Origin of the sequence: Citrobacter europaeus (assembly GCA_020099315.1) — a bacterium.
In the GTDB taxonomy this organism is placed as follows: Bacteria; Pseudomonadota; Gammaproteobacteria; order Enterobacterales; family Enterobacteriaceae; genus Citrobacter; species Citrobacter europaeus.
In genome coordinates this window covers 1074367-1097560 of sequence record CP083650.1, presented here as the reverse complement: position 1 = coordinate 1097560, position 23194 = coordinate 1074367, and the positions used below count along the sequence as shown (strand labels likewise).

The following is a 23194-nucleotide window of genomic DNA, read 5'->3' as shown; positions in this document are numbered from 1 at the left end:
GAAGAATACGATGTTCGGAAAATTGACGCTGGATGCAGTGCCGTTCCATGAACCCATTGTCATGGTTACGATCGCTGCAATAATCATCGGTGGTGCGGCCTTACTGGGCCTAATCACTTACTTCGGTAAGTGGACCTATCTATGGAAAGAGTGGCTGACTTCTGTTGACCACAAACGCCTTGGCATCATGTATGTCATCGTTGCAATCGTCATGTTGATTCGTGGCTTTGCCGACGCCATCATGATGCGTAGCCAGCAAGCGCTGGCTTCTGCAGGTGAAGCGGGCTTCCTGCCACCTCACCACTACGATCAGATCTTCACGGCTCACGGCGTGATTATGATCTTCTTCGTGGCAATGCCATTTGTTATCGGTCTGATGAACCTGGTGGTTCCGCTGCAGATCGGCGCTCGTGACGTTGCGTTCCCGTTCCTGAACAACCTGAGCTTCTGGTTCACCGTTGTCGGCGTAATCCTGGTTAACCTGTCTCTGGGCGTGGGAGAGTTCGCACAGACCGGTTGGCTGGCGTACCCGCCGCTCTCGGGAATAGAGTACAGTCCAAGCGTCGGGGTCGATTATTGGATATGGGCAGTTCAGTTGTCAGGTATTGGTACCACTCTGACCGGTATCAACTTCTTTGTGACCATCATTAAGATGCGTGCGCCAGGAATGACCATGTTCAAGATGCCGGTATTTAGCTGGGCATCTCTGTGTGCGAACATCCTGATTATCGCTTCTTTCCCAATCCTGACGGTTACCGTCGCGTTGCTGACCCTGGATCGCTATCTGGGTACCCATTTCTTTACCAACGATATGGGCGGCAACATGATGATGTACATCAACCTGATTTGGGCCTGGGGCCATCCGGAAGTGTACATTCTGGTTCTGCCGGTGTTCGGTGTATTCTCCGAAATCGCTGCAACCTTCTCGCGTAAACGTCTGTTTGGCTACACCTTACTGGTGTGGGCAACCGTGTGTATCACCGTTTTGTCGTTCGTTGTTTGGCTGCACCACTTCTTCACCATGGGTGCGGGCGCTAACGTAAACGCCTTCTTCGGTATTACCACCATGATTATCGCCATCCCGACCGGGGTGAAGATTTTCAACTGGCTGTTCACCATGTATCAGGGCCGTATCGTATTCCACTCAGCGATGCTGTGGACGATTGGCTTTATCGTCACCTTCTCAGTCGGCGGCATGACCGGCGTACTGCTGGCGGTGCCGGGTGCGGACTTCGTACTGCACAACAGTCTGTTCCTGATTGCGCACTTCCATAACGTTATCATCGGCGGCGTTGTATTTGGATGCTTCGCTGGTATGACCTACTGGTGGCCAAAAGCGTTTGGCTTCACGCTGAACGAAACCTGGGGTAAACGCGCGTTCTGGTTCTGGATCATCGGCTTCTTCGTGGCATTTATGCCGCTGTACGTGCTGGGCTTCATGGGTATGACCCGTCGCCTCAGCCAGCAGATTGACCCGCAGTTCCATCCGATGCTGGTCGTTGCCGCCTGCGGTGCCGCGCTGATTGCACTGGGTATCCTGTGCCAGCTGATTCAGATCTTCGTTTCTATTCGCGACCGCGAGCAGAACCGTGACCTGACCGGTGACCCATGGGGTGGTCGTACGCTGGAGTGGGCAACTTCTTCCCCGCCTCCGTTCTATAACTTTGCCGTTGTGCCGCACGTTCACGAGCGTGATGCCTTCTGGGAAATGAAAGAAAAAGGTGAAGCGTACAAGCAGCCTGCGCACTATGAAGAAATTCATATGCCGAAGAACAGCGGTGCCGGTATCGTCATTACCGCCTTCGCAACACTGTTTGGTTTCGCCATGATCTGGCATATCTGGTGGCTGGCGATTGCAAGCTTCGCAGGCATGATCATCAGCTGGATTGTGAAAAGCTTTGATGAAGACGTGGATTACTACGTGCCGGTCCCGGAAGTCGAAAAACTGGAAAACCAGCATTTCGATGAGATTACTAAGGCAGGGCTGAAAAATGGCAACTGATACTTTAACGCACGCGACTGCCCACGCGCACGAACACGGGCACCACGATGCAGGCCAGACCAAGATCTTCGGATTCTGGATCTACCTGATGAGCGACTGCATTCTGTTCTCTATTCTGTTTGCAACCTATGCCGTTCTGGTGAACGGCACCGCAGGTGGCCCAACAGGTAAGGACATTTTTGAACTGCCGTTCGTTCTGGTTGAAACATTCCTGCTGTTATTCAGCTCCATTACTTACGGCATGGCAGCGATTGCCATGTACAAGAACAACAAGAGCCAGGTTATCTCCTGGCTGGCGTTGACCTTCTTGTTCGGTGCCGGATTCATCGGGATGGAACTCTATGAATTCCATCACCTGATTGTTAACGGTATGGGCCCGGATCGCAGCGGCTTCCTGTCTGCGTTCTTCGCGCTGGTCGGCACGCACGGTCTGCACGTTACCTCCGGTCTTATCTGGATGGCGGTGCTGATGGTGCAAGTTGCTCGTCGCGGCCTGACCAGTACTAACCGCACCCGCATCATGTGTCTGAGTCTGTTCTGGCACTTCCTTGATGTGGTGTGGATCTGTGTGTTCACTGTTGTTTATCTGATGGGGGCGATGTAATGAGTCATTCTAACGAGAGCGGCGGCGCATCCCATGGCAGCGTAAAAACCTACATGACAGGTTTTATCCTGTCGATCATCCTGACGGTCATTCCGTTCTGGATGGTCATGACGGGTGCTGCCTCTCCGGCCGTCATTCTGGGAACTATTCTGGCAATGGCAGTGGTACAGATTCTGGTGCACCTGGTGTGCTTCCTGCACATGAATAGCAAATCTGATGAAGGTTGGAACATGACGGCCTTTGTCTTTACTGTGCTAATCATCGCCATCCTGGTTGTGGGCTCCATCTGGATTATGTGGAACCTTAACTACAACATGATGATGCACTAAGAGCGGCGATTATGATGTTTAAGCAATACCTGCAAGTAACGAAACCAGGCATCATCTTTGGCAACCTGATCTCGGTGATTGGGGGATTCCTGCTGGCCTCGAAAGGCAGCATTGATTATCCCCTGTTTATCTACACGCTGGTTGGGGTGTCACTGGTTGTGGCGTCGGGTTGTGTATTTAACAACTACATCGACAGGGATATCGACAGGAAGATGGAGAGGACCAAAAACCGCGTGCTGGTTAAAGGTCTGATTTCCCCTGCGGTCTCGCTGGTATACGCCACCCTGCTGGGTATTGCTGGCTTTATGCTGCTGTGGTTTGGCGCGAACCCTCTGGCCTGCTGGCTGGGGGTAATGGGCTTCGTGGTCTATGTGGGCGTTTATAGCCTGTACATGAAGCGCCATTCCGTTTATGGCACGCTGATTGGCTCACTCTCCGGCGCTGCGCCGCCGGTGATTGGCTACTGCGCCGTAACCGGTGAGTTCGATAGCGGTGCGCTGATTCTGCTGGCTATCTTCAGCCTGTGGCAAATGCCGCACTCTTACGCGATTGCGATTTTCCGCTTCAAGGATTATCAGGCTGCCAACATCCCTGTACTGCCAGTGGTAAAAGGCATTTCGGTCGCGAAGAACCATATCACGCTGTATATCGTGGCATTTGCTATCGCCACGCTGATGCTAACCTTGGGCGGTTATGCAGGTTATAAATACCTGATTGTTGCGGCGGCGGTGAGCGTCTGGTGGTTGGGCATGGCGCTGCGCGGTTATAAAGTGGAAGATGACAGAGTCTGGGCGCGCAAGCTGTTCGGCTTCTCCATCATCGCCATTACCGCGCTCAGCGTGATGATGTCCGTCGACTTTATGGTGCCAAACTCGCAGAACCTGCTGACTTACGTCTGGTAAAATCTGCGGATACGAAAAGGGTGCTTCGGCACCCTTTTTTATTACTAAGCAGTTTGGAGAGCATTAGGTCTCGTCTTTTTGTTTATCATCCCAGACCTCAAAAAGCCATTTCCCCGCTTCAGCCGACTCAGCAAACATCCTTACGGTTAACGGTATGCGTGTTGCTTCCACTTCTTCCCGGTTAGCTTTGAACCACCGAGTCAGAAGAGGCGTGTTTTCCCAAGGAAAATAGCGGGTCCAGTCAACATTCGATAAATCTACATTGAATACTTTCTGAAACTCTTCTACTGCATCTGAGAGGTCGTCTCGTGGCTCATCGAATAAATCTGTGTCCAATTCTAATGGGATCTCATTTCCGTCTTTATCGTCGTATCCAGGTATCTCCTTCCTGAATAGCTTCAACACTTCATTTTGTATGCTCATTAGAAAGATGTCCACTGTATGCGATCTTTTGGGCGGGCAATCAGATTGTATTTATTCTGTGTACGCCGTGAGATCTGGTAAATAGCGTTGGTTAACGCCACCCATCCTAACCAAGGGCAATAACGCCCAATCACAGCAGCAACCTTGTTAGTTTTCTTCATGGTAAAACCAACTGGTGTTTTAACTCTGAGACCAAAAGGTAATCGCATATCTCTCAGTATAATTCTTGCGTACTTTGAGGCAACACTTGTTCCTTTAGTCGCGTCTCGTGGTTTTTGCCTTGTCTTTAACCAGGGCTGACCAGCCAGAATAGCTGCTCCCGATTCAATGCCAATTCCTAACTCATCACAAAACTGTTCCAGAAAGATGAGATCATACAATTCCCCAGCTGATAGATTGCTGTGACCATGATACCAATAGGTTCCATTCACTTCTTCAGTGGTGTCCATTCAATCACCCATTATGCCGTCTGCCGGTCATTCCATGCGTCGGTATAGATAATGTTCCCGTCGCAATGCTTCCAGGTGATTTTTTCGTAGCGTAATTCTATGGTTTCAAGATGGTTATTGTTCATGTCCTCTGGACCAGCCATCGTGGGAGAAACGGAGACAATCCGCACGCCTTCCAGAAACATATTGAAGTATTCAACTTCCTGACCCGCATCATTAATTTTGTACCAACGAATCTCTGCGGACTTAAGATTCTGACCAGAAGCGACCGCTTTGTATAAATACGGGCTAGAGTAGTCAAACTCTTTGACGATCATCATCGGTGAATGCTGGCGTGTGCCTGTCGGTTTACCCGTTGCATTATCTGTTGGAATAGACAGATTGTGATGAAAACCTTTAAATTCAATACTGTATTCTCTTCCCTTTACATCACACCCGCCCTTTATCAGCGCGCCACCATCGTCATAAATCCACATATTGCCTGGAATCGCCATTTTCCTTTTCCCTCTTTCCATTAGAAACAACCACAAAAAGACTACACCCGTAATTATCACAAGTAAATTAGTTGCGTTGGCAATTATTTCAATTATCCCACTACACAATTCCACATATCGTAGAGGTTTACCCCACCCCTTCCCCGCTTTACACTAGGCGCGAAATTAATACAGAGGTGGGAATGAACGATTACAAAATGACGCCCGGTGAGTTGCGCGCCACCTGGGGTTTAGGGACCGTATTTTCGTTGCGCATGCTTGGCATGTTTATGGTCCTGCCGGTTCTGACCACGTACGGTATGGCGCTACAGGGTGCCAGCGAAGCCTTGATCGGACTCGCTATCGGTATTTATGGCCTGGCGCAAGCCGTTTTCCAAATCCCCTTTGGTCTGCTCTCTGACCGCATCGGGCGTAAGCCGCTTATCGTCGGCGGACTGGCGGTATTCGTTCTCGGCAGCATAATTGCCGCCCTCTCCGATTCAATCTGGGGCATTATTCTTGGTCGTGCCCTACAAGGTTCTGGCGCGATTGCTGCTGCCGTAATGGCGCTGCTGTCCGACTTAACCCGTGAGCAAAACCGAACGAAAGCGATGGCGTTTATCGGCGTCAGCTTTGGTATCACTTTCGCCATTGCGATGGTGCTGGGGCCGATCGTTACCCATGCGCTGGGGCTAAACGCGCTGTTCTGGATGATTGCCGCTCTTGCTACCACGGGTATCGTGCTAACCATTTGGGTCGTTCCCAACAGTACCAACCACGTGCTGAACCGCGAGTCGGGCATGGTAAAAGGCAGCTTCAGCAAAGTGCTGGCGGAACCTAAACTGCTGAAGCTCAACTTCGGCATCATGTGTCTGCACATTTTGCTGATGTCTACCTTCGTCGCCTTACCGGGCCAACTGGCGAAAGCAGGCTTCCCCGCCGCCGAACACTGGAAAATTTATCTGGTGACGATGCTGCTGTCCTTTGTTTCCGTGGTGCCGTTCATCATTTACGCCGAAGTGAAGCGCCGGATGAAACGCGTGTTCCTCGCCTGCGTGTTACTGATTCTTATTGCAGAAATTGTATTGTGGAGCGCTAACATTCGTTTCTGGGGGCTGATTGCGGGCGTTCAGATATTCTTCCTCGCCTTCAACCTGATGGAAGCCCTCCTCCCCTCGCTTATCAGTAAAGAATCTCCGGCTGGCTATAAAGGCACGGCGATGGGCGTTTACTCCACCAGCCAGTTCATCGGCGTGGCGATTGGCGGTTCGCTCGGCGGTTGGGTAGTCGAAATGTTTGATGGTCAGGCGGTATTCCTGGCTGGTGCGCTTCTGGCAGCAGTGTGGTTATTGGTGGCAAGTACAATGAAAGAGCCGCCGTATGTCAGCAGCCTGCGGGTGGAAATCCCACCTGAAATTGCTGCGGATGACACCCTGAAGCAGCGTCTGCTGGCTAAAGAAGGGATAAGCGAAGTGTTAATTGTCGCGAAAGAGCACTCGGCCTACGTGAAAATCGACAGCAAAGTGACGAATCGATTTGAGGTTGAGCAGGCCATCAGCCAGGCGTGAAGATTGCCGGATGGCGGCTATCACCTTATCCGGCCTACCAATAGCGTGTGCTACCTGTAGGCCTGATAAGCGTAGCGCCATCAGGCATTACGACTTAATCGCGGAAGTTCTTAAACTGGAATGGCTGGCCGAGATCGCCACCGCGAACCAGCGCCATAACGGATTGCAGATCGTCACGCGCCTTACCGGTCACACGAATTTCTTCGCCCTGAATCTGCGCCTGCACCTTCAGTTTGCTGTCTTTAATCAGCTTAACGATTTTCTTTTGCACCGCGCTTTCAATGCCCTGCTTCAGCTTAGCTTCCACAAACCAGGTTTTACCGCTGTGCACGAAGGTTTCTGGTACGTCCAGCGACGTGCCTTCAATACCGCGCTTCAACAGCTTGGCACGTAAAATATCCAGCAACTGGTTGACCTGAAAATCAGACTCGCTCAGCACCTTAATCGTCTTATTTGACTCATTCAGCTCAAAAGTCGCTTCAACGCCACGAAAATCAAAGCGTGATTCCACTTCACGGCTGGCGTTATCTACCGCGTTACGGGCTTCCTGAAGATCAACTTCAGAAACAATATCGAAAGATGGCATCTTTTCCTCTCCCTTCATTTTTGATGCGAAGCATAATACCTGCAAAGTTACACAACAGACAGCGCTATACTAGGCTGTATCCTTTAATTGTACGTGGTACTGACACCTGCGAACAATAATGGGGTACGGCCGATATGGATTAACACCTGGTGCTGTTGCAGGTGAGGAGGAAGAATGAAAATTACCGTACTGGGATGTGGAGCGTTAGGACAGCTTTGGCTAACCGCGCTGTGCAAACATGGACATGAAGTTCAGGGGTGGCTACGCGTACCGCAACCCTATTGCAGCGTTAACCTGATCGACACGGATGGGTCAGTTTTTAATGAATCCCTGACGGCAAACGACCCCGATTTTTTGGCGAAAAGCGACCTGCTGCTGGTCACCCTGAAAGCCTGGCAGGTTTCTGATGCGGTAAAAGGCCTGGCCGCAATACTGCCTGAAACCACTCCCATTCTGCTGATTCACAACGGTATGGGGACGATTGAAGAACTGCATAACATTAAGCAACCTCTGCTGATGGGCACCACCACCCACGCGGCACGCCGTGACGGGAACGTCATCATTCATGTCGCTCAGGGTACTACAAGGATTGGTCCGGCGCGTGAACAAGACGGTGATTTCAGCTATCTGGCTGAAGTCCTGCAAGAAGTGCTGCCGGACGTCGCCTGGCACAACACTATCCGCGCCGAGCTATGGCGCAAGCTGGCAGTAAACTGCGTTATTAATCCGCTGACCGCATTATGGGATTGCCCAAACGGCGAGTTACGCCATCATCCAGAAAAAATAGCACTCATCTGCGAGGAAGTAGCAGCGGTCATTGAACGCGAAGGCCACCACACATCAGCGGATGATTTACGCTATTATGTCGAGCAAGTAATTGACAGTACTGCGGAAAATATCTCATCGATGCTGCAAGACATTCGTGCGCTGCGCCATACTGAGATCGATTACATTACCGGCTATTTGTTAAAACGCGCCCGCGCGCACGGCATCGCCGTCCCGGAAAATGCCCGCCTGTTTGAAATGGTTAAGAGAAAGGAAAGTGAGTATGAGCGCTCAAGCACTGGTATGTCTCGCCCCTGGTAGTGAAGAAACCGAAGCGGTCACCACTATCGATCTGCTGGTTCGCGGCGGGATTAAGGTCACGACCGCAAGCGTCGCCAGCGATGGCGGCCTGGCTATTGTGTGTTCACGCGGAGTGAAGCTGCTGGCGGATGCGCCATTAGTGGAAGTTGCTGACGGCGATTTCGATATCATCGTGCTGCCGGGCGGAATTAAAGGCGCCGAGTGTTTTCGCGACAGCCCTCTGCTGGTCGAAACCGTGAAACAGTTTCATCGCTCCGGGCGCATTGTCGCAGCAATTTGCGCCGCTGCCGCCACCGTCCTCGTCCCACACGATATTTTCCCCATCGGAAATATGACGGGCTTCCCGGCGCTGAAAGACAAGATCCCCGCTGACCAGTGGCAGGACAAGCGCGTCGTATGGGATCCGCGCGTTAATCTGTTAACCAGCCAGGGACCGGGAACCTCAATCGATTTCGGTTTAAAAATCATTGATCTGCTGGTGAGTCGCGAAAAAGCTCACGAGGTGGCGTCACAGCTGGTGATGGCCGCGGGAATTTATAACTACTACGAGTAAACTTTCAGGCCACTCACATACAAGGAATTATAATGAAAGGATATCTGAGCACAGTGGCTTTACTGCTCTTTTCTGGTTACGCCTGTGCAACACAGCTTGAAATAAAAAACCTTGAGTATCGCTATCCCGCAAGCACTGAGATGCAGTATCGCGTGCCGTGGTTTACTTCAAAGGAAAGCCCACAGGTTGCAAAACGCATTAACGATTATATTTTCGCCAGCTTTATCAATCAGCTACCGGGAAATAATCCGCAAACGACAGTGAATCAGTTTGCAAATTCAGAGATGAACCCTACCGCAAACCTTGACTATACGATTGAGTATCGCGATGCCAATGTCCTGACCCTGAATATGTTTGTCGAAGGCTGCGGAGCGTATTGCGAGTCATACAATGTGCCGATCAGCTTCGATTTGGCCAGCGGCGCGGCAATTACCCTTAACGATCTTTTTTCCCGCTCCACGATGGCCGAATTAAACACCCGCATCAGAAAGGATATCCGCAGCCAAATTGATACCTTTGTTACGGCACAGAAGGACGGTGGAGATCCTGGCTATGCCGAATTCTACGCCTCATGCGCAACCTACATTGACGGGTTGTACTACATCGACAGATTCTCCCTGCAAAAAGATCATCTGGCTTTCCTGAACGGACGCTGTAGCAACCATGCCAACCGCGCGGGTGACGAGCTGGGCGATTTCACCACGAAAATCCCTACCGGTGAACTGCATAAACAGTTCACGCCATACGGCCAGTATCTGACTGGTGCAAAGAGTACAACACCGGTTGAGCCCACTCCCGGCATTGACGGCAAGGTCATGTACGGCACGTTGGGAAAAAGCATGCGTATTGTGCTGAAGGTGGACTGCAAATACGGTGATTTTTTTGAAGGGGCTTACTTTTACCAGAAATTTGGCGCACCGATTGAATTAACCGGTAAGTGCGACACAGCCGACAATCGACATTATGAACTGAAGACGTCTGCCGCTGAACAATCGGAAGAGAAGATAACGCTGGAGTTAAAAGACGGTGTCTATCAGGGCGTCTGGGAATCGAACGGAAAGACACTACCCGTGCGTTTTGAATAATATCGTTATATTGCCGGATGGCGGCGTAACCGCCTTATCCGGCTTACAACACGGTGTTTAGTCAATTACGGGCGGTACACCTTCACGTTTTCAAAGCCCTGCTCGCGCAGATACAGCGCCTGCAGGCGGCTCATCACCCCGCGTTCACACCACAGCAGCCAGGTTTTACTCTGGTCCAAATCGCCGAATTTAGTGCTCAGTTTGTAGAACGGCAGAGAAACGACGTCCACACCGTCAACTTTCAGCGGTTTGTCATCCTGTTCATCCACCGAACGGATATCCAGAATCACATCGTTCGGGCCGAAGCCGCTCACGGTTTCAACTTCCACCACGGTCTGCTGTGTCTGCTGAGCGATATCGCGAATATCGATATTGTTGGCTTCTTCAACCACCTTATCGAGGATAGAGAAATCGAAGTTTTCTTCTTCAGCCTCAATCTTCGCTTTAACCGCTTTCACCGTCGGGCTTTTTGAAATCACACCACAGTATTCCGGCATGGTACGGGCAAAGTCCTCGGTACCAATTTCACGCGCCAGATTGATGATGTGCTCTTTATCATGGGAGATAAGCGGGCGCAGGATCAGGGTGTCAGATACGTTATCGATCAGGCGCAGGTTGGTCAGCGTCTGGCTGGACACCTGACCCAGTGCTTCACCGGTGACCAACGCCTGTACGCCGTAGCGCTCAGCGACTTTCGACGCCGCGCGTACCATCATGCGTTTGAGGACCACGCCCATCTGGCCGTCGTCGACTTTCTCCAGGATCTCGCCAACCACCGGCTCAAAGTTGATTGCAACAAAACGCACGCGATGCGAGCTGCCAAAGCGATTCCACAGATAATGCGCCACCTGGCAAACGCCGATTTCATGCGCTGCGCCGCCGAGGTTGAAGAAGCAATAGTGTACGCGGCAGCCGCGACGCATCAGCATGTAGCTGGACACGCCGGAGTCGAAACCACCGGAGATCAGCGACAGTACGTCTTCCTGCGTACCAATCGGGAAACCGCCAATACCTTCATAGCGGCCTTTAACCAGCAGCAGACGGTCGTTTTCGATTTCAAGATTAACCGTCACGTCCGGCTTCGTCAGCTTCACGCGTGCGGATTCAATATGCTGGTTCAACCCGCCGCCAACATAGCGTTCCACCTCAATGGAGCTAAACTCATGCTTACCGCGACGCTTAACGCGTACACAGAAGGTTTTACCTTCCAGTTGATCGCGATACTGCACCAGCGCTTTCTCGAAAATATCGTGCATATCGGTAAACGGCACGTCTTCTACTTCGAGAATATGGTGGATCCCCGGAATACGGGTTAACGCGTCGCGTATATCCAGGCGCTGGCTTTCATCTTTAGCGCGAACCTCAACGTGATCCCAGTGACGGACAACGGCAAGGTCTTCATCATAATGCTTTAAAACGTTACGAATGTTCCCTGTCAGAATTTTTATAAAGCGCAAACGCACAGATTGGCTTTTGATGGTGATTTCTGGGAACAATTTAATGATAAACTTCATGGCGGCAATGGTTCTTTGGCAAGTCTGAACGACTTGTAATGGAAAAAAATACAGCAGCCCATACCCTGCGGCTGCATCCAGGCGCGCAAGTATACCACTATCATGGTCATCCTGTGCACATCGCCTTACCATTGCGCGTTATTTGCTTATCAGTACGAGTCCGTTACCATAGTCTTGTGCTGCCAATACAGAGAGTCAGACATTCATTATGCCGAAGAAAAATGAAGCGCCAGCCAGTTTTGAAACAGCGCTGAGCGAGCTGGAACAGATTGTTACCCACCTGGAAAGCGGCGACCTGCCGCTGGAAGAAGCGCTGAACGAATTCGAACGTGGCGTACAGTTGGCGCGTCAGGGACAGGTTAAATTGCAACAGGCTGAACAGCGCGTACAAATCCTGCTGTCAGATACTGAAGACGCCGCCCTTACGCCTTTCACACCGGATAATGAGTAAATGGATTTTACGCAGCAGCTACAGGCATGCGTTGAGCAGGCCAACCAGGCACTGAGCCGTTTTATTGCGCCATTGCCCTTTCAGAACACTCCCGTGGTCGAAACCATGCAATATGGCGCATTATTAGGCGGTAAGCGTCTGCGCCCGTTCCTGGTGTATGCGACCGGTCAGATGTTTGGCGTCAGCCTGAGTACGCTTGATGCTCCCGCTGCCGCCGTCGAGTGCATTCATGCCTATTCGCTAATGCATGATGATTTACCCGCGATGGACGACGATGACCTGCGCCGCGGTCTGCCGACCTGCCACGTAAAATTTGGCGAGGCAAACGCGATCCTGGCCGGAGATGCGCTGCAAACGCTGGCGTTCTCTATTATCAGCGATGCCCCGATGCCGGAAGTGTCCGATCGTGACCGCATCGCGATGATCTCTGAACTGGCCCGGGCCAGCGGTATTGCCGGTATGTGCGGCGGTCAGGCGCTGGATCTGGAAGCTGAAGGTCATCAGGTTGAGCTGGATGCACTGGAGCGTATTCACCGCCATAAAACCGGGGCACTGATTCGCGCCGCCGTACGTCTGGGAGCATTAAGCGCAGGCGATAAAGGGCGAGAATGCCTGGCAATACTCGACAAATACGCAGAAAGCATCGGTCTGGCCTTCCAGGTTCAGGATGACATCCTGGATGTGGTAGGCGATACTGCAACATTGGGTAAACGTCAGGGTGCTGACCAGCAGCTTGGCAAAAGTACCTATCCTGCACTTCTGGGTCTTGAGCAAGCCCAGAACAAAGCCCGGGATTTAATTGAGGATGCCCGCGAGTCGCTAAGTTTGCTGGCCGCACAGTCACTCGATACCTCGGCACTGGAAGCGCTAGCGGACTATATAATCCAGCGTGATAAATAAACCAACATATCCCATGAGCTTGCGATGAGTTTTGATATAGCCAAATACCCGACCCTGGCGCTGGTCGACTCCACCCAGGAGTTACGCCTGCTGCCAAAAGAGAGTCTGCCAAAGCTTTGCGACGAACTGCGCCGCTATTTGCTCGACAGCGTAAGCCGTTCCAGCGGGCACTTCGCCTCTGGTCTGGGCACGGTGGAACTCACCGTCGCGCTGCACTATGTCTACAACACCCCGTTTGACCAGTTAATCTGGGATGTGGGACATCAGGCTTACCCGCACAAAATTCTGACCGGCCGCCGCGATAAAATCGGCACCATTCGTCAGAAAGGCGGTTTGCATCCGTTCCCGTGGCGCGGTGAGAGCGAGTATGACGTACTGAGCGTTGGGCACTCCTCAACGTCCATCAGCGCCGGTATTGGTATTGCGGTTGCCGCCGAGAAAGAAGGCAAAGATCGTCGTACCGTTTGTGTGATTGGCGACGGCGCTATCACCGCCGGGATGGCGTTTGAAGCGATGAACCACGCGGGTGATATTAAGCCCGACATGCTGGTTATCCTCAACGACAACGAAATGTCGATTTCAGAGAACGTCGGCGCGCTGAACAACCACCTGGCGCAACTGCTCTCTGGCAAACTCTACTCCTCGCTGCGCGAAGGCGGGAAAAAAGTGTTCTCCGGCGTGCCGCCGATTAAAGAGCTGCTCAAGCGTACCGAAGAACACATCAAAGGCATGGTTGTGCCGGGTACGCTGTTTGAAGAGCTGGGCTTTAACTATATTGGTCCGGTAGACGGTCACGACGTGCTGGGGCTTATCACTACGCTGAAGAACATGCGCGACCTTAAAGGTCCGCAGTTCCTGCACATCATGACCAAAAAAGGTCGTGGTTACGAGCCTGCGGAAAAAGATCCGATTACCTTCCACGCGGTACCAAAATTCGATCCGTCCAGCGGATGCCTGCCGAAAAGCAGCGGCGGCCTGCCGAGCTATTCAAAAATCTTCGGTGACTGGCTGTGCGAAACCGCAGCGAAAGACAATAAGCTGATGGCGATAACCCCGGCGATGCGTGAAGGCTCCGGTATGGTGGAGTTCTCACGTAAGTTCCCGGACCGCTACTTCGATGTGGCGATTGCCGAGCAGCACGCGGTGACGTTTGCTGCCGGTCTGGCGATTGGCGGCTATAAGCCGGTCGTGGCTATTTACTCTACCTTCCTGCAACGCGCCTACGATCAGGTGCTGCATGATGTCGCCATTCAGAAACTGCCGGTCCTGTTCGCCGTTGACCGGGCTGGTATTGTTGGTGCAGATGGGCAAACCCACCAGGGGGCGTTCGATCTTTCCTTCCTGCGCTGCATCCCGGAAATGGTCATTATGACCCCGAGCGATGAGAACGAATGTCGCCAGATGCTGTTCACCGGCTATCACTACAACGACGGCCCAACGGTTGTACGCTACCCACGCGGTAACGCGGTGGGCGTTGAGCTAACGCCGCTGGAGCAACTGCCAATTGGGAAAGGCATCGTGAAGCGTCACGGGGAGAAAGTGGCAATACTGAACTTCGGTACCCTAATGCCGGAAGCCGCGCAGGTCGCAGAGTCGCTGAACGCCACGCTGGTTGATATGCGCTTTGTCAAACCGCTGGATGAAACGTTGATTCTGGAAATGGCAGCCCAACACGAGGTGCTGGTCACCCTCGAAGAGAACGCCATTATGGGCGGCGCTGGCAGCGGCGTAAACGAAGTGCTGATGGCCCATCGCAAACCCGTTCCGGTGCTGAACATTGGCCTGCCTGACTTCTTCATCCCGCAGGGGACTCAGGACGAGGCTCGCGCCGATCTGGGTCTTGATGCCGCCGGCATTGAGGCCAAAATCAAGGCCTGGCTGGCATAATCCTCTCTCCGCTCCTGCTATGCTTAACTCATCACGAGCTAAGCAGGAGTGGATTGATGAAATACAACACCTTAGGAAAAACCGACCTTCGGGTCTCCCGCCTTTGCCTGGGTTGCATGACGTTTGGCGAGCCCAATCGCGGCAATCATGCCTGGACGCTACCTGAAGAAAGTAGCCGCCCGATAATCAAACACGCTCTTGAAGGCGGCATTAACTTTTTCGATACCGCCAACAGCTACTCCGCTGGCAGCAGCGAAGAGATTGTCGGCCGCGCGCTGCGTGATTTCGCCCGCCGCGAAGATGTCGTGGTGGCGACCAAGGTTTTTCACCAGGTGGATGATTTAGCGGAAGGTTTATCCCGCGCACAAATCCTGCGCTCAATCGACGACAGCCTCAGACGCCTGGGTATGGACTATGTGGACATCCTGCAAATTCACCGCTGGGATTACAACACGCCGATCGAAGAAACGCTGGAAGCCCTTAACGACGTAGTGAAAGCCGGTAAAGCGCGCTATATCGGCGCCTCATCCATGCACGCTTCACAGTTTGCTCAGGCGCTGGCCTTACAGAAGCAACACGGCTGGGCGCAGTTCGTCAGCATGCAGGATCACTACAACCTGATCTATCGCGAAGAAGAACGCGAAATGCTGCCGCTTTGCTATCAGGAGGGTGTGGCAGTGATCCCATGGAGTCCGCTGGCGCGTGGTCGCCTGACGCGCCCCTGGGGAGAAACGACCGCCCGTCTGGTTTCCGATGAGGTCGGTAAAAATTTGTACAGCGAGAGCGATGAAAACGACGCGCAAATCGCCGAACGGCTGACCGGCGTCAGTGAGGAACTGGGCGTAACCCGTGCGCAGGTCGCGCTGGCCTGGCTGCTGAGCAAACCGGGTGTGGCAGCGCCGATTATCGGCACATCGCGCGAGGAACAGCTGGATGAGTTGCTCAATGCAGTGGATTTAACGCTGAAGCCGGAGCAGATTGCCGAGCTGGAAACGCCGTACAAACAGCATCCGGTGGTGGGATTTAAATAAGCGCGATTGTAGATTGTAGGCCGGATAAGGCATTTACGCCGCCATCCGGCAAACCCGTTAAATGATCCCTACCGGCCAGTGATGGCCAATAAAGTACAGTATCCCGGCGGACAGTATCCCGGCCACGATATCGTCGATCATAATTCCCGTACCGCCATGTACGTTGCGATCGAACCAACGAATCGGCCACGGCTTCCACATATCCAGAATACGGAAAATCACAAATCCGGCGGCAACCCACTGCCAGTCGTTGGTCGGCAGCGCCATCAGGGTTATCCACATCCCGACAAACTCGTCCCAGACAATGCTACCGTGATCGTGCACGCCCATATCTTTCGCCGTTTGATGGCACAGATAAACGCCGATACAGATAGATAACATCACCACCAGTGAATACAGCTGCCACGGCAGAAACGTCATTAAATACCAAAAAGGGATCGCCGCCAGCGATCCCATGGTGCCAGGAACAATTGGGCTCAGCCCGCTGCCAAAACCGGTGGCTAACAGATGCCACGGATTGCGCATACTCAGGCGGCTTTTGGCGACATCTTTTTTAAGGCGCGGCAAAATGGTCATATCCTTTCCAGTCGAACGTGACGGATTTTCCATCGCGCGTAAAGTGAATACCTTCCACGTCCGCGCTCATCTGTCCTATGCAGGTAAACGTTGCGCCGAGATTTCCCAGCGCTACGTCCAGCGCGCCACGATTAATTTCCGGTACGGTAAAGCATAACTCATAATCTTCACCACCCGAGAGTGCCCAGCGCAGGGCCTGTTCCGGCTCCACGTGCCGGGCAAACGCCGCGGAGTAAGGCAGCGCATCAACGTTAACCCGTGCGCCGCAGCCGCTGGCATTAACGATATGCCCCAGATCGGAAATCAGGCCGTCAGAGATATCGATAGCCGCACTGGCCAGATCGCGCAGGGCTTGTCCCTGCAAAATACGCGGCGTGGGACGCAGATGGCGTTTCAGCAGATAGTCTGCGTCTTTTACCTCTGCAACCTGCAAGCGATCCTGCAAAATCGCCAGCCCGGCAGCGCTGTCACCCGGCGTGCCGGTCACATAAATCCAGTCACCCGGTTTCGCACCGGAGCGTTTTAAGGCACGCCCAACGGGAACGTAGCCATGAATACCCAACGTCATCGACAGCGGTCCACGCGTGGTATCGCCGCCAATCAGCTGCATATCGTAGTAATTAAGGAGTTCAAACAGGCCATCGCTGAAAGCTTCAAGCCAGGCTTCATCGACGTCAGGTAACGTGAGCGCCAGCGTCAGCCACGCAGGATCGGCTCCCATCGCCGCCAGATCGCTCAAATTCACCGCCAGGGCTTTCCAGGCCAGATCGGTAGGATCAATGTCAGGGAGGAAGTGGTTGCCAGCCACCAGCGTATCGGTACTGATCGCCAGCGTCTGTTTTTCAGGGATGTTCAGAAGTGCGCAGTCGTCACCAATACCGGTTTCGACATCAAGACGAGACGTTCTTACGCGGTCAAAATAACGGGCAATCAGGGAAAACTCGCCGCATGCCATACGTTATGCCTCAGCAGAAAAAAAAGAAAAAGCCGGGGACAGCGGAAACAGGTTCCACCATCCAGCCGGCCTCGGGATTACTTTTTGTTGGGGCGAATCACAGGTGCTGCTTTATCCAGTACGCCGTTCACGAACTTGTGGCTGTCTTCAGCGCCGAAGGTTTTCGCCAGTTCAATCGCTTCGTTGATGGCCACTTTGTACGGCACATCACTACGTTTAGACAATTCAAACAGCGCAATACGCAGCACGGCTTTTTCTACCTGACCCAACTCTTCCAGCAGACGAGACAGGTAAGGCTTCATTAATCCATCCAGGTACGCGCTGTTAGTCGCCACCCCGGACAGCAGTTCACGGAAATACAGAACGTCAACATCTTTCACGTCCTGTTCCGCCAGGAACTGGTATTCAACATCAGCGATGTCGTTCTGGGACAACTGCCAGGAGTAGAGCGCCTGGACGGCACACTCACGGGCGCGGCGACGAGCAGCAGGTTTCACGGATTTCCCCTTACAAAAATCAGGCCTTGATGGCTTTCAATACATTAATCATTTCAAGCGCAGTCAGTGCAGCTTCTGCGCCTTTGTTGCCGGCTTTAGTGCCAGCACGTTCGATGGCTTGTTCAATACTTTCGGTGGTCAGAACACCGAAGGCTACCGGAATGCCACTGTCCTGAGCGACATGCGCCAGGCCATTGCTAGCACCGCCAGCCACATATTCGAAGTGAGCAGTACCGCCACGGATCACCGTACCGAGCGCAATCACCGCGTCGTATTTACCGGTTTTCGCCAGCGCGTCAGCCGCCAGCGGCAGCTCATATGCGCCTGGAACCCAAACGACGGTAATGTTTTCATCTTTTACCTGGCCAATACGTTTCAGGGCGTCAATCGCACCTTCCAGCAGGCTGTCATTGATAAAGTTGTTGAAACGCGCAATGGTGATGGCGACGCGAGCGTCCGGGGTAGCAACGTTAGCTTCAATAATGTTCATATTCTTCCTTCGGGTTCGATTTATGGCCCCGTAAGGGGGGCGGATTTTATCATAATATTCTGTGCGCTGCTTCCTCTAATTCAGAAAGCCTCACGCAGTGGTTAAATGCAGGCAAACGTCCGGGCCCACCTGGCGTATCTCGTTGAATTTGAAATGGGGCGCGTCGGCCAGTTTCTCAAGGCCTGGAAGAACACATAATCCTCGCGCATCGCTGCCTAACAGTTTAGGCGCAACATACACGATTAGCTCATCAACCAAACCGGCCTGTAATAACGCGCCCGCAAGCGTAGGGCCAGCTTCAACCCAAATGCTGTTAATTTGCTGTTTGCCCAACTGCATCATCAGCACCACCAGATCCAGATGCCCGTTATGTTCCGGCACCTTCAGGCTGCGTACCGCCTCCGGCCAGCTACGAGAATCGTCTTCAGTCCGGACAATCCAGGTTTCTCCTGGCTGTTGCACAATACGATGCTCCGGCGTGACCTGATTCTGGCTATCAAGAACAATGCGGATTGGCTGGCGCAGATTTTCCTGCGGGTAACTCGCCTGGGTTGACTCCCCAAGCTCCGACCAACGCACGGTAAGCAGAGGATCGTCGGCCAGCACCGTCGCGCTGCTGGTTAAGATGGCATGGCTTTGCGCCCGCAGACGTTGCACATCGCGGCGCGCCTGCGGCGAGGTTATCCATTGGCTTTCACCACTGGCCATCGCCGTACGCCCATCAAGCGACGCGCCAAGCTTAAGCTGCAGATACGGGAATCCGGTACGCATGCGCTTGAGAAAACCTTTATTAAGCTGCTCAACCTCGCTCATCATCAGCCCGTGGCTGACATCGATACCCGCCTGCTGCAAACGGTAGAGGCCACGACCTGCTACCTGTGGATTGGGATCCTGCATCGCCGCAACCACACGCGTCACACCCGCGGCAATCAACGCATCGCAGCATGGCGGCGTACGACCATGATGGCTGCAGGGTTCAAGCGTGACATAGGCGGTTGCCCCTTGCGCTTTTTCTCCAGCCATCCGCAGGGCATGGACTTCAGCATGCGGTTCGCCCGCGCGGTGATGATATCCTTCACCGACGATCTCCCCATCTTTCACAATCACGCAGCCCACATTGGGATTGGGATGCGTGGTAAAACGTCCGCGCGCAGCAAGCTTCAGCGCGCGCGCCATGTACAATTCATCCTGCATGGCTTAGTCCTGTAGGCGAGCAATCTCTTCGCCAAATTCTTTGATATCTTCGAAGCTCCGATAAACCGAGGCGAAGCGAATATAGGCGACTTTATCGAGTTTTTTCAACTGCTCCATCACCAGGTTGCCGATCATCTTGCTCGGCACCTCACGCTCGCCAGTTGCACGCAGTTGTGATTTGATATGGTTCAACGCCATTTCGACGTCATCAGAGCTGACCGGGCGTTTCTCAAGCGCTCTGAGCATGCCGCTGCGCAGCTTATCTTCATTAAAGGGTTCACGCACATCGTTGCTTTTCACAACGCGCGGCATAACAAGTTCAGCCACTTCAAAAGTGGTGAAACGTTCATTACAGACCAGACACTGCCGACGGCGGCGTACTGAGGAGCCCTCGCCTACAAGACGAGAGTCAATTACCTTAGTGTCTACGGCGAAACAGAATGGGCAATGCATACGGCGTCCTGTACCTCAGTGGTTAACAGAAATCTATTTTACCCTGAACTGGCGTGACAACAAAGGCGCAGCGCTTTTGAGACAAAGGATCGATGCCTTCGTGCTCAGTGCGCACTACCATTATGCTATCGCGACAATGAAGGAAGTAATCACAATGACAAGACGTTACCTAAGAATTGTCCTGGTGGGAAGTCTCTTTAGTCTTAGCGCCTGCGCACAGCAAAGCGAAGTACGTCAGATGCATCAAAGCGTTAGCACGTTGAACAAAGAGATGACGCAGCTCAATCAGGAAACGGTAAAAATTACACAACAGAATATGTTGAATGCAAAATCAACCAGCGGCGTCTATCTGTTGCCGGGTTCCAAAACGCCTGCCCGACTGGACAGCCAGATTGGCACACTACGTATGTCGCTAATCAATATTGCGCCAAACGCCGACGGCACACGTCTGACGCTGCGGATTCAGGGTGAATCCAACACACCTTTACCCGCCTTTAGCGCCACCGTCGAGTACGGACAAATTCAGGGCACCACAGATAACTATCAGGAAGTGAACGTTCAGAATCAATTGGTCACTGCCCCCGCGAGTATCCTTGCACCCAGCGACGTCGATATTCCGCTGCAGTTAAATGGCCTTTCTGCGGACCAGTTAGGGTTTGTGCGCATCCACGACATCCAGCCTGTTAACCAATAAACTTTTTTGCGGGACGTTTTGTGCGTTCCGCAACATCACTTCGCCTTATTTTGTTACTCCCCTGACATAACCAATATTTCTGTTAAAACTTGGCAACATTCATGGGAGCCAGTACAATTCGCCGCCTAAAGTACGCAAACGTGAACGCAATCGATTACGCGAATGATAGAACTGTGAAACAAGACATATTTTTGTGAACAATGATTTTTATAATAGGCTCCGAAGAAACACGAAATATTTCTACACAAAATCATGCAAGATGCATCGAGGCGGCAACTGCGTGAATCCCTGGAGCTTACATCAGTAAGTAACAGGGGTGAGCAAAGGCAGCCAACAAAGAGGCGTCTTGAAGGATGAAGTGTATAGAAACGCAAATTGCGCATTTTTCTATCCCGAAAGGGATTTCAAACAGTGGCATACATATGAAAAAAACATTACTTGCAGCCGGTGCAGTGCTGGCGCTCTCCTCGTCTTTCACTGCCAATGCAGCAGAAAATGACAAACCGCAATATCTGTCCGACTGGTGGCACCAGAGCGTCAACGTGGTGGGCAGCTACCACACCCGTTTCTCCCCGAAACTGAACAACGATGTGTATCTGGAATACGAAGCGTTTGCTAAAAAAGACTGGTTTGACTTCTATGGCTACATCGATATTCCGAAAACCTTCGACTGGGGTAACGGCAACGACAAAGGCATCTGGTCTGATGGTTCTCCACTGTTTATGGAAATCGAACCGCGTTTCTCCATTGACAAACTGACCGGTGCTGACCTGAGCTTTGGCCCGTTCAAAGAATGGTATTTCGCCAACAACTACATCTACGATATGGGTGACAACAAAGCCAGCCGCCAGAGCACCTGGTATATGGGTCTGGGTACCGATATCGATACCGGTCTGCCGATGGGTCTTTCCCTGAACGTGTATGCTAAATACCAGTGGCAGAACTATGGCGCATCCAACGAAAACGAGTGGGATGGCTACCGTTTCAAAGTGAAATACTTTGTGCCGATCACCCAGGTTTGGGGCGGTCAGTTGACCTACATCGGCTTCACCAACTTCGACTGGGGCTCAGATTTGGGTGATGATCCGAACCGCACCAGCAACTCTATCGCTTCCAGCCACGTTCTGGCGCTGAACTACGATCACTGGCACTACTCCGTAGTCGCGCGTTACTTCCATAACGGTGGTCAGTGGAAAGGTGGAGATACTCTGAACTGGGGCGAAGGCGACTTCAGCGCGAAATCTACCGGTTGGGGTGGTTACCTGGTCGTAGGTTACAACTTCTAATCCAGACAATGTTTCGCAGACAAGCCAGCTTAACCGCTGGCTTTTTTATGGCTGGTCTTCACAGCGTACTTTACGTAAAAAGTCACTTAGCGAGCGATCCGCCGATTCGCGAAAATGCCTGTCGAGCGGCGTGATCTTCAGACATCGATCAACGCGAAAGCAGCGATAATCGTCACGCTTCTCGCACCAGGCAACCAGCAGCCAGTGCTCGCCCCAGAAAAATAAGCCCAACGGTTGAACGTCGCGCCAGGAGAGGTTCCCGGACTCATCGCGATAATGCAGCGCCAGCGCCTGCTGCGCCGAAACCGCGCGATGTATGAGATCGAACGCACTGCGTGAATGCGGCTGATTACCAAAATCTGGCGCGAAAATCCGCGTTTGCTCGGCTCTGCGCCGACTCTCTGGCGGCAATATCGCCAGCACTTTTTCCTGCGCGGATTCCAGCGCCTGTGAGAGTGAATCTCCGCCCCATGTTTTCAGCAACCGAATCGCTACCATCAATGCTTCTGATTCGTGATGCGTTAACATCAACGGCGGCAGATCAAACCCGGCCATCAAGCGGTATCCGCTGCCCACTTCTCCTTCAATGGGCACGCCGGATAAAGAGAGATCGCGGATATCGCGATAAATCGTCCGTTCAGAAACTTCAAGGCGTTCTGCCAGCAGCGCCGCCGTTGTCACTCGCCTGCCACGCAGGATTTGTACAATCTGAAACAAGCGGTCGGCGCGTCTGCTCATGTTAATCCTCAGTCCTGAAAGTATTACGCGGGTTGATGTAAACCAACACGATTGCCTTCACTGTCAGTAAATAGCGCAATCGTACCAATGTCCTGCCCCAATTCGAGTGGGCCAAACACGCATTGACCGCCAGCAGTGGCGACGCGTTCAAGCGTGGCAGCCAAATCGTCCGTATGCAGATAAATAATAGCGCCCTGCGCTGAAGGCGTAATACCGTCAAATTTAGCCAGCGCCCCGCCGGGCGCGGGATCCTGATACGGGAATACGGCAAGCTCGGCGCAATCCATATTCTCCCGACGCAACGAAACCTGCATCACTGGCTCATAAAAAGCGATGGCGCGATCCATTTGTGCCACGGGGATTTCAAACCAGTTAATTACGTTCTTCATACTTCCTCCTGCCTGTGTGGGTAATCTCAGAAGGACTATAAGACAGGGCTACTGACAGCATACTGTCAGTAGTGTGTCG

General features: G+C 52.6%; 27 protein-coding genes. 14 read left to right on the top strand and 13 right to left on the bottom strand.

All coding sequences use genetic code 11. The features are described from left to right. Window positions 1–10 precede the first annotated feature (10 nt). From cyoB to cyoE, 4 genes are read left to right on the top strand one after another with little or no spacing between them, the layout of a single operon-like run. On the top strand, window positions 11–2002 hold the full coding sequence (cyoB, locus tag LA337_05110) for a cytochrome o ubiquinol oxidase subunit I (GenBank protein ID UBI17079.1): 1992 nt from the start codon (window positions 11–13) through the stop codon (window positions 2000–2002). Beyond that, on the top strand, window positions 1992–2606 hold the full coding sequence (locus tag LA337_05105; GenBank protein UBI17078.1) for a cytochrome o ubiquinol oxidase subunit III: 615 nt from the start codon (window positions 1992–1994) through the stop codon (window positions 2604–2606). The genes cyoB and LA337_05105 overlap by 11 nt, the downstream gene beginning before the upstream one ends. Then, a complete protein-coding gene (locus LA337_05100; GenBank protein UBI17077.1) occupies window positions 2606–2935 on the top strand; it encodes a cytochrome o ubiquinol oxidase subunit IV in 330 nt (109 codons plus the stop codon). Before LA337_05105 ends, LA337_05100 begins: the two co-directional genes overlap by 1 nt. Before the next feature lie 11 nt (window positions 2936–2946). After that, the gene (gene cyoE / locus LA337_05095) at window positions 2947–3837 is read left to right on the top strand and encodes a heme o synthase (protein UBI17076.1); all 891 of its coding nucleotides are present in this window, start codon (window positions 2947–2949) and stop codon (window positions 3835–3837) included. Window positions 3838–3900: 63 nt separating this feature from the next. On the opposite strand, the gene LA337_05090 is transcribed toward cyoE, so the two are convergent. Genes LA337_05090 through hcp form a run of 3 tightly spaced genes read right to left on the bottom strand, consistent with a single transcriptional unit; the run spans window position 3901 to window position 5203 of the window. Continuing rightward, on the bottom strand, window positions 3901–4275 hold the full coding sequence (locus tag LA337_05090; GenBank protein ID UBI17075.1) for a DUF1493 family protein: 375 nt from the start codon (window positions 4273–4275) through the stop codon (window positions 3901–3903). Next, window positions 4260–4709, bottom strand: coding sequence for a hypothetical protein (locus tag LA337_05085; GenBank protein UBI17074.1), 450 nt, complete (start codon window positions 4707–4709; stop codon window positions 4260–4262). The genes LA337_05090 and LA337_05085 overlap by 16 nt, the downstream gene beginning before the upstream one ends. Window positions 4710–4720: 11 nt before the next feature. After that, entirely contained in the window at window positions 4721–5203 is a 483-nt protein-coding gene (gene hcp, locus LA337_05080) for a type VI secretion system tube protein Hcp (protein ID UBI17073.1), read from the bottom strand. A 182-nt stretch (window positions 5204–5385) separates the two neighbouring features. Between hcp and LA337_05075 the strand changes: the two genes are divergently transcribed. Further along, window positions 5386–6750 (top strand): MFS transporter, encoded by a 1365-nt coding sequence (locus tag LA337_05075; protein UBI17072.1) that lies wholly within the window; start codon window positions 5386–5388, stop codon window positions 6748–6750. 94 nt (window positions 6751–6844) lie between these two features. Here LA337_05075 and LA337_05070 read toward each other — a convergent pair whose 3' ends face one another. Further along, entirely contained in the window at window positions 6845–7336 is a 492-nt protein-coding gene (locus LA337_05070; GenBank protein UBI17071.1) for a YajQ family cyclic di-GMP-binding protein, read from the bottom strand. A 174-nt stretch (window positions 7337–7510) separates the two neighbouring features. Between LA337_05070 and panE the strand changes: the two genes are divergently transcribed. From panE to LA337_05055, 3 genes are read left to right on the top strand one after another with little or no spacing between them, the layout of a single operon-like run. Next, window positions 7511–8422: a 2-dehydropantoate 2-reductase gene (panE, locus tag LA337_05065; protein ID UBI17070.1), complete on the top strand. Its 912-nt coding sequence runs from the start codon at window positions 7511–7513 to the stop codon at window positions 8420–8422. Next, window positions 8385–8975, top strand: coding sequence for a protein deglycase YajL (gene yajL / locus LA337_05060; protein ID UBI17069.1), 591 nt, complete (start codon window positions 8385–8387; stop codon window positions 8973–8975). The genes panE and yajL overlap by 38 nt, the downstream gene beginning before the upstream one ends. A 32-nt stretch (window positions 8976–9007) precedes the next feature. Next, window positions 9008–10060, top strand: a complete 1053-nt coding sequence (locus tag LA337_05055) for a hypothetical protein (protein UBI17068.1) — start codon at window positions 9008–9010, stop codon at window positions 10058–10060. A gap of 65 nt (window positions 10061–10125) precedes the next feature. Here LA337_05055 and thiI read toward each other — a convergent pair whose 3' ends face one another. Next, window positions 10126–11574: a tRNA 4-thiouridine(8) synthase ThiI gene (thiI, locus tag LA337_05050; protein UBI17067.1), complete on the bottom strand. Its 1449-nt coding sequence runs from the start codon at window positions 11572–11574 to the stop codon at window positions 10126–10128. A gap of 208 nt (window positions 11575–11782) precedes the next feature. Between thiI and xseB the strand changes: the two genes are divergently transcribed. Genes xseB through yajO form a run of 4 tightly spaced genes read left to right on the top strand, consistent with a single transcriptional unit; the run spans window position 11783 to window position 15843 of the window. Beyond that, complete coding sequence (gene xseB, locus LA337_05045) at window positions 11783–12025, top strand: exodeoxyribonuclease VII small subunit (GenBank protein ID UBI17066.1); 243 nt, start codon at window positions 11783–11785, stop codon at window positions 12023–12025. Beyond that, window positions 12026–12925 (top strand): (2E,6E)-farnesyl diphosphate synthase, encoded by a 900-nt coding sequence (ispA, locus tag LA337_05040; protein UBI17065.1) that lies wholly within the window; start codon window positions 12026–12028, stop codon window positions 12923–12925. It abuts the gene before it with no gap. Between the two features lie 24 nt (window positions 12926–12949). After that, complete coding sequence (gene dxs, locus LA337_05035) at window positions 12950–14812, top strand: 1-deoxy-D-xylulose-5-phosphate synthase (GenBank protein ID UBI17064.1); 1863 nt, start codon at window positions 12950–12952, stop codon at window positions 14810–14812. A 56-nt stretch (window positions 14813–14868) separates the two neighbouring features. Next, window positions 14869–15843, top strand: coding sequence for a 1-deoxyxylulose-5-phosphate synthase YajO (gene yajO / locus LA337_05030; GenBank protein ID UBI17063.1), 975 nt, complete (start codon window positions 14869–14871; stop codon window positions 15841–15843). Window positions 15844–15900: 57 nt separating this feature from the next. Here yajO and pgpA read toward each other — a convergent pair whose 3' ends face one another. The 6 genes from pgpA to nrdR all read right to left on the bottom strand — a co-directional run bounded on the left by pgpA (window position 15901) and on the right by nrdR (window position 20008). Then, entirely contained in the window at window positions 15901–16419 is a 519-nt protein-coding gene (pgpA, locus tag LA337_05025; GenBank protein UBI17062.1) for a phosphatidylglycerophosphatase A, read from the bottom strand. Continuing rightward, entirely contained in the window at window positions 16397–17374 is a 978-nt protein-coding gene (thiL, locus tag LA337_05020) for a thiamine-phosphate kinase (GenBank protein ID UBI17061.1), read from the bottom strand. Before thiL ends, pgpA begins: the two co-directional genes overlap by 23 nt. A 77-nt stretch (window positions 17375–17451) precedes the next feature. Beyond that, window positions 17452–17871: a transcription antitermination factor NusB gene (gene nusB / locus LA337_05015; protein ID UBI17060.1), complete on the bottom strand. Its 420-nt coding sequence runs from the start codon at window positions 17869–17871 to the stop codon at window positions 17452–17454. A 19-nt stretch (window positions 17872–17890) separates the two neighbouring features. After that, a complete protein-coding gene (gene ribE / locus LA337_05010) occupies window positions 17891–18361 on the bottom strand; it encodes a 6,7-dimethyl-8-ribityllumazine synthase (GenBank protein ID UBI17059.1) in 471 nt (156 codons plus the stop codon). Between the two features lie 90 nt (window positions 18362–18451). Beyond that, on the bottom strand, window positions 18452–19555 hold the full coding sequence (ribD, locus tag LA337_05005) for a bifunctional diaminohydroxyphosphoribosylaminopyrimidine deaminase/5-amino-6-(5-phosphoribosylamino)uracil reductase RibD (GenBank protein UBI17058.1): 1104 nt from the start codon (window positions 19553–19555) through the stop codon (window positions 18452–18454). A gap of 3 nt (window positions 19556–19558) precedes the next feature. After that, on the bottom strand, window positions 19559–20008 hold the full coding sequence (gene nrdR / locus LA337_05000; GenBank protein UBI17057.1) for a transcriptional regulator NrdR: 450 nt from the start codon (window positions 20006–20008) through the stop codon (window positions 19559–19561). Window positions 20009–20162: 154 nt separating this feature from the next. On the opposite strand from nrdR, the gene LA337_04995 reads away from it, so the two are divergent. After that, window positions 20163–20702, top strand: a complete 540-nt coding sequence (locus tag LA337_04995) for a DUF3251 domain-containing protein (protein ID UBI17056.1) — start codon at window positions 20163–20165, stop codon at window positions 20700–20702. 422 nt (window positions 20703–21124) lie between these two features. Further along, on the top strand, window positions 21125–21988 hold the full coding sequence (locus tag LA337_04990) for a nucleoside-specific channel-forming protein Tsx (GenBank protein ID UBI17055.1): 864 nt from the start codon (window positions 21125–21127) through the stop codon (window positions 21986–21988). Between the two features lie 45 nt (window positions 21989–22033). Here the strand turns inward: LA337_04990 and LA337_04985 are convergent, their stop codons facing one another. After that, window positions 22034–22726: a YafY family transcriptional regulator gene (locus LA337_04985; protein UBI17054.1), complete on the bottom strand. Its 693-nt coding sequence runs from the start codon at window positions 22724–22726 to the stop codon at window positions 22034–22036. A 23-nt stretch (window positions 22727–22749) separates the two neighbouring features. Next, window positions 22750–23115, bottom strand: a complete 366-nt coding sequence (locus LA337_04980) for a VOC family protein (GenBank protein UBI17053.1) — start codon at window positions 23113–23115, stop codon at window positions 22750–22752. Between the last annotated feature and the right edge of the window lie 79 nt (window positions 23116–23194).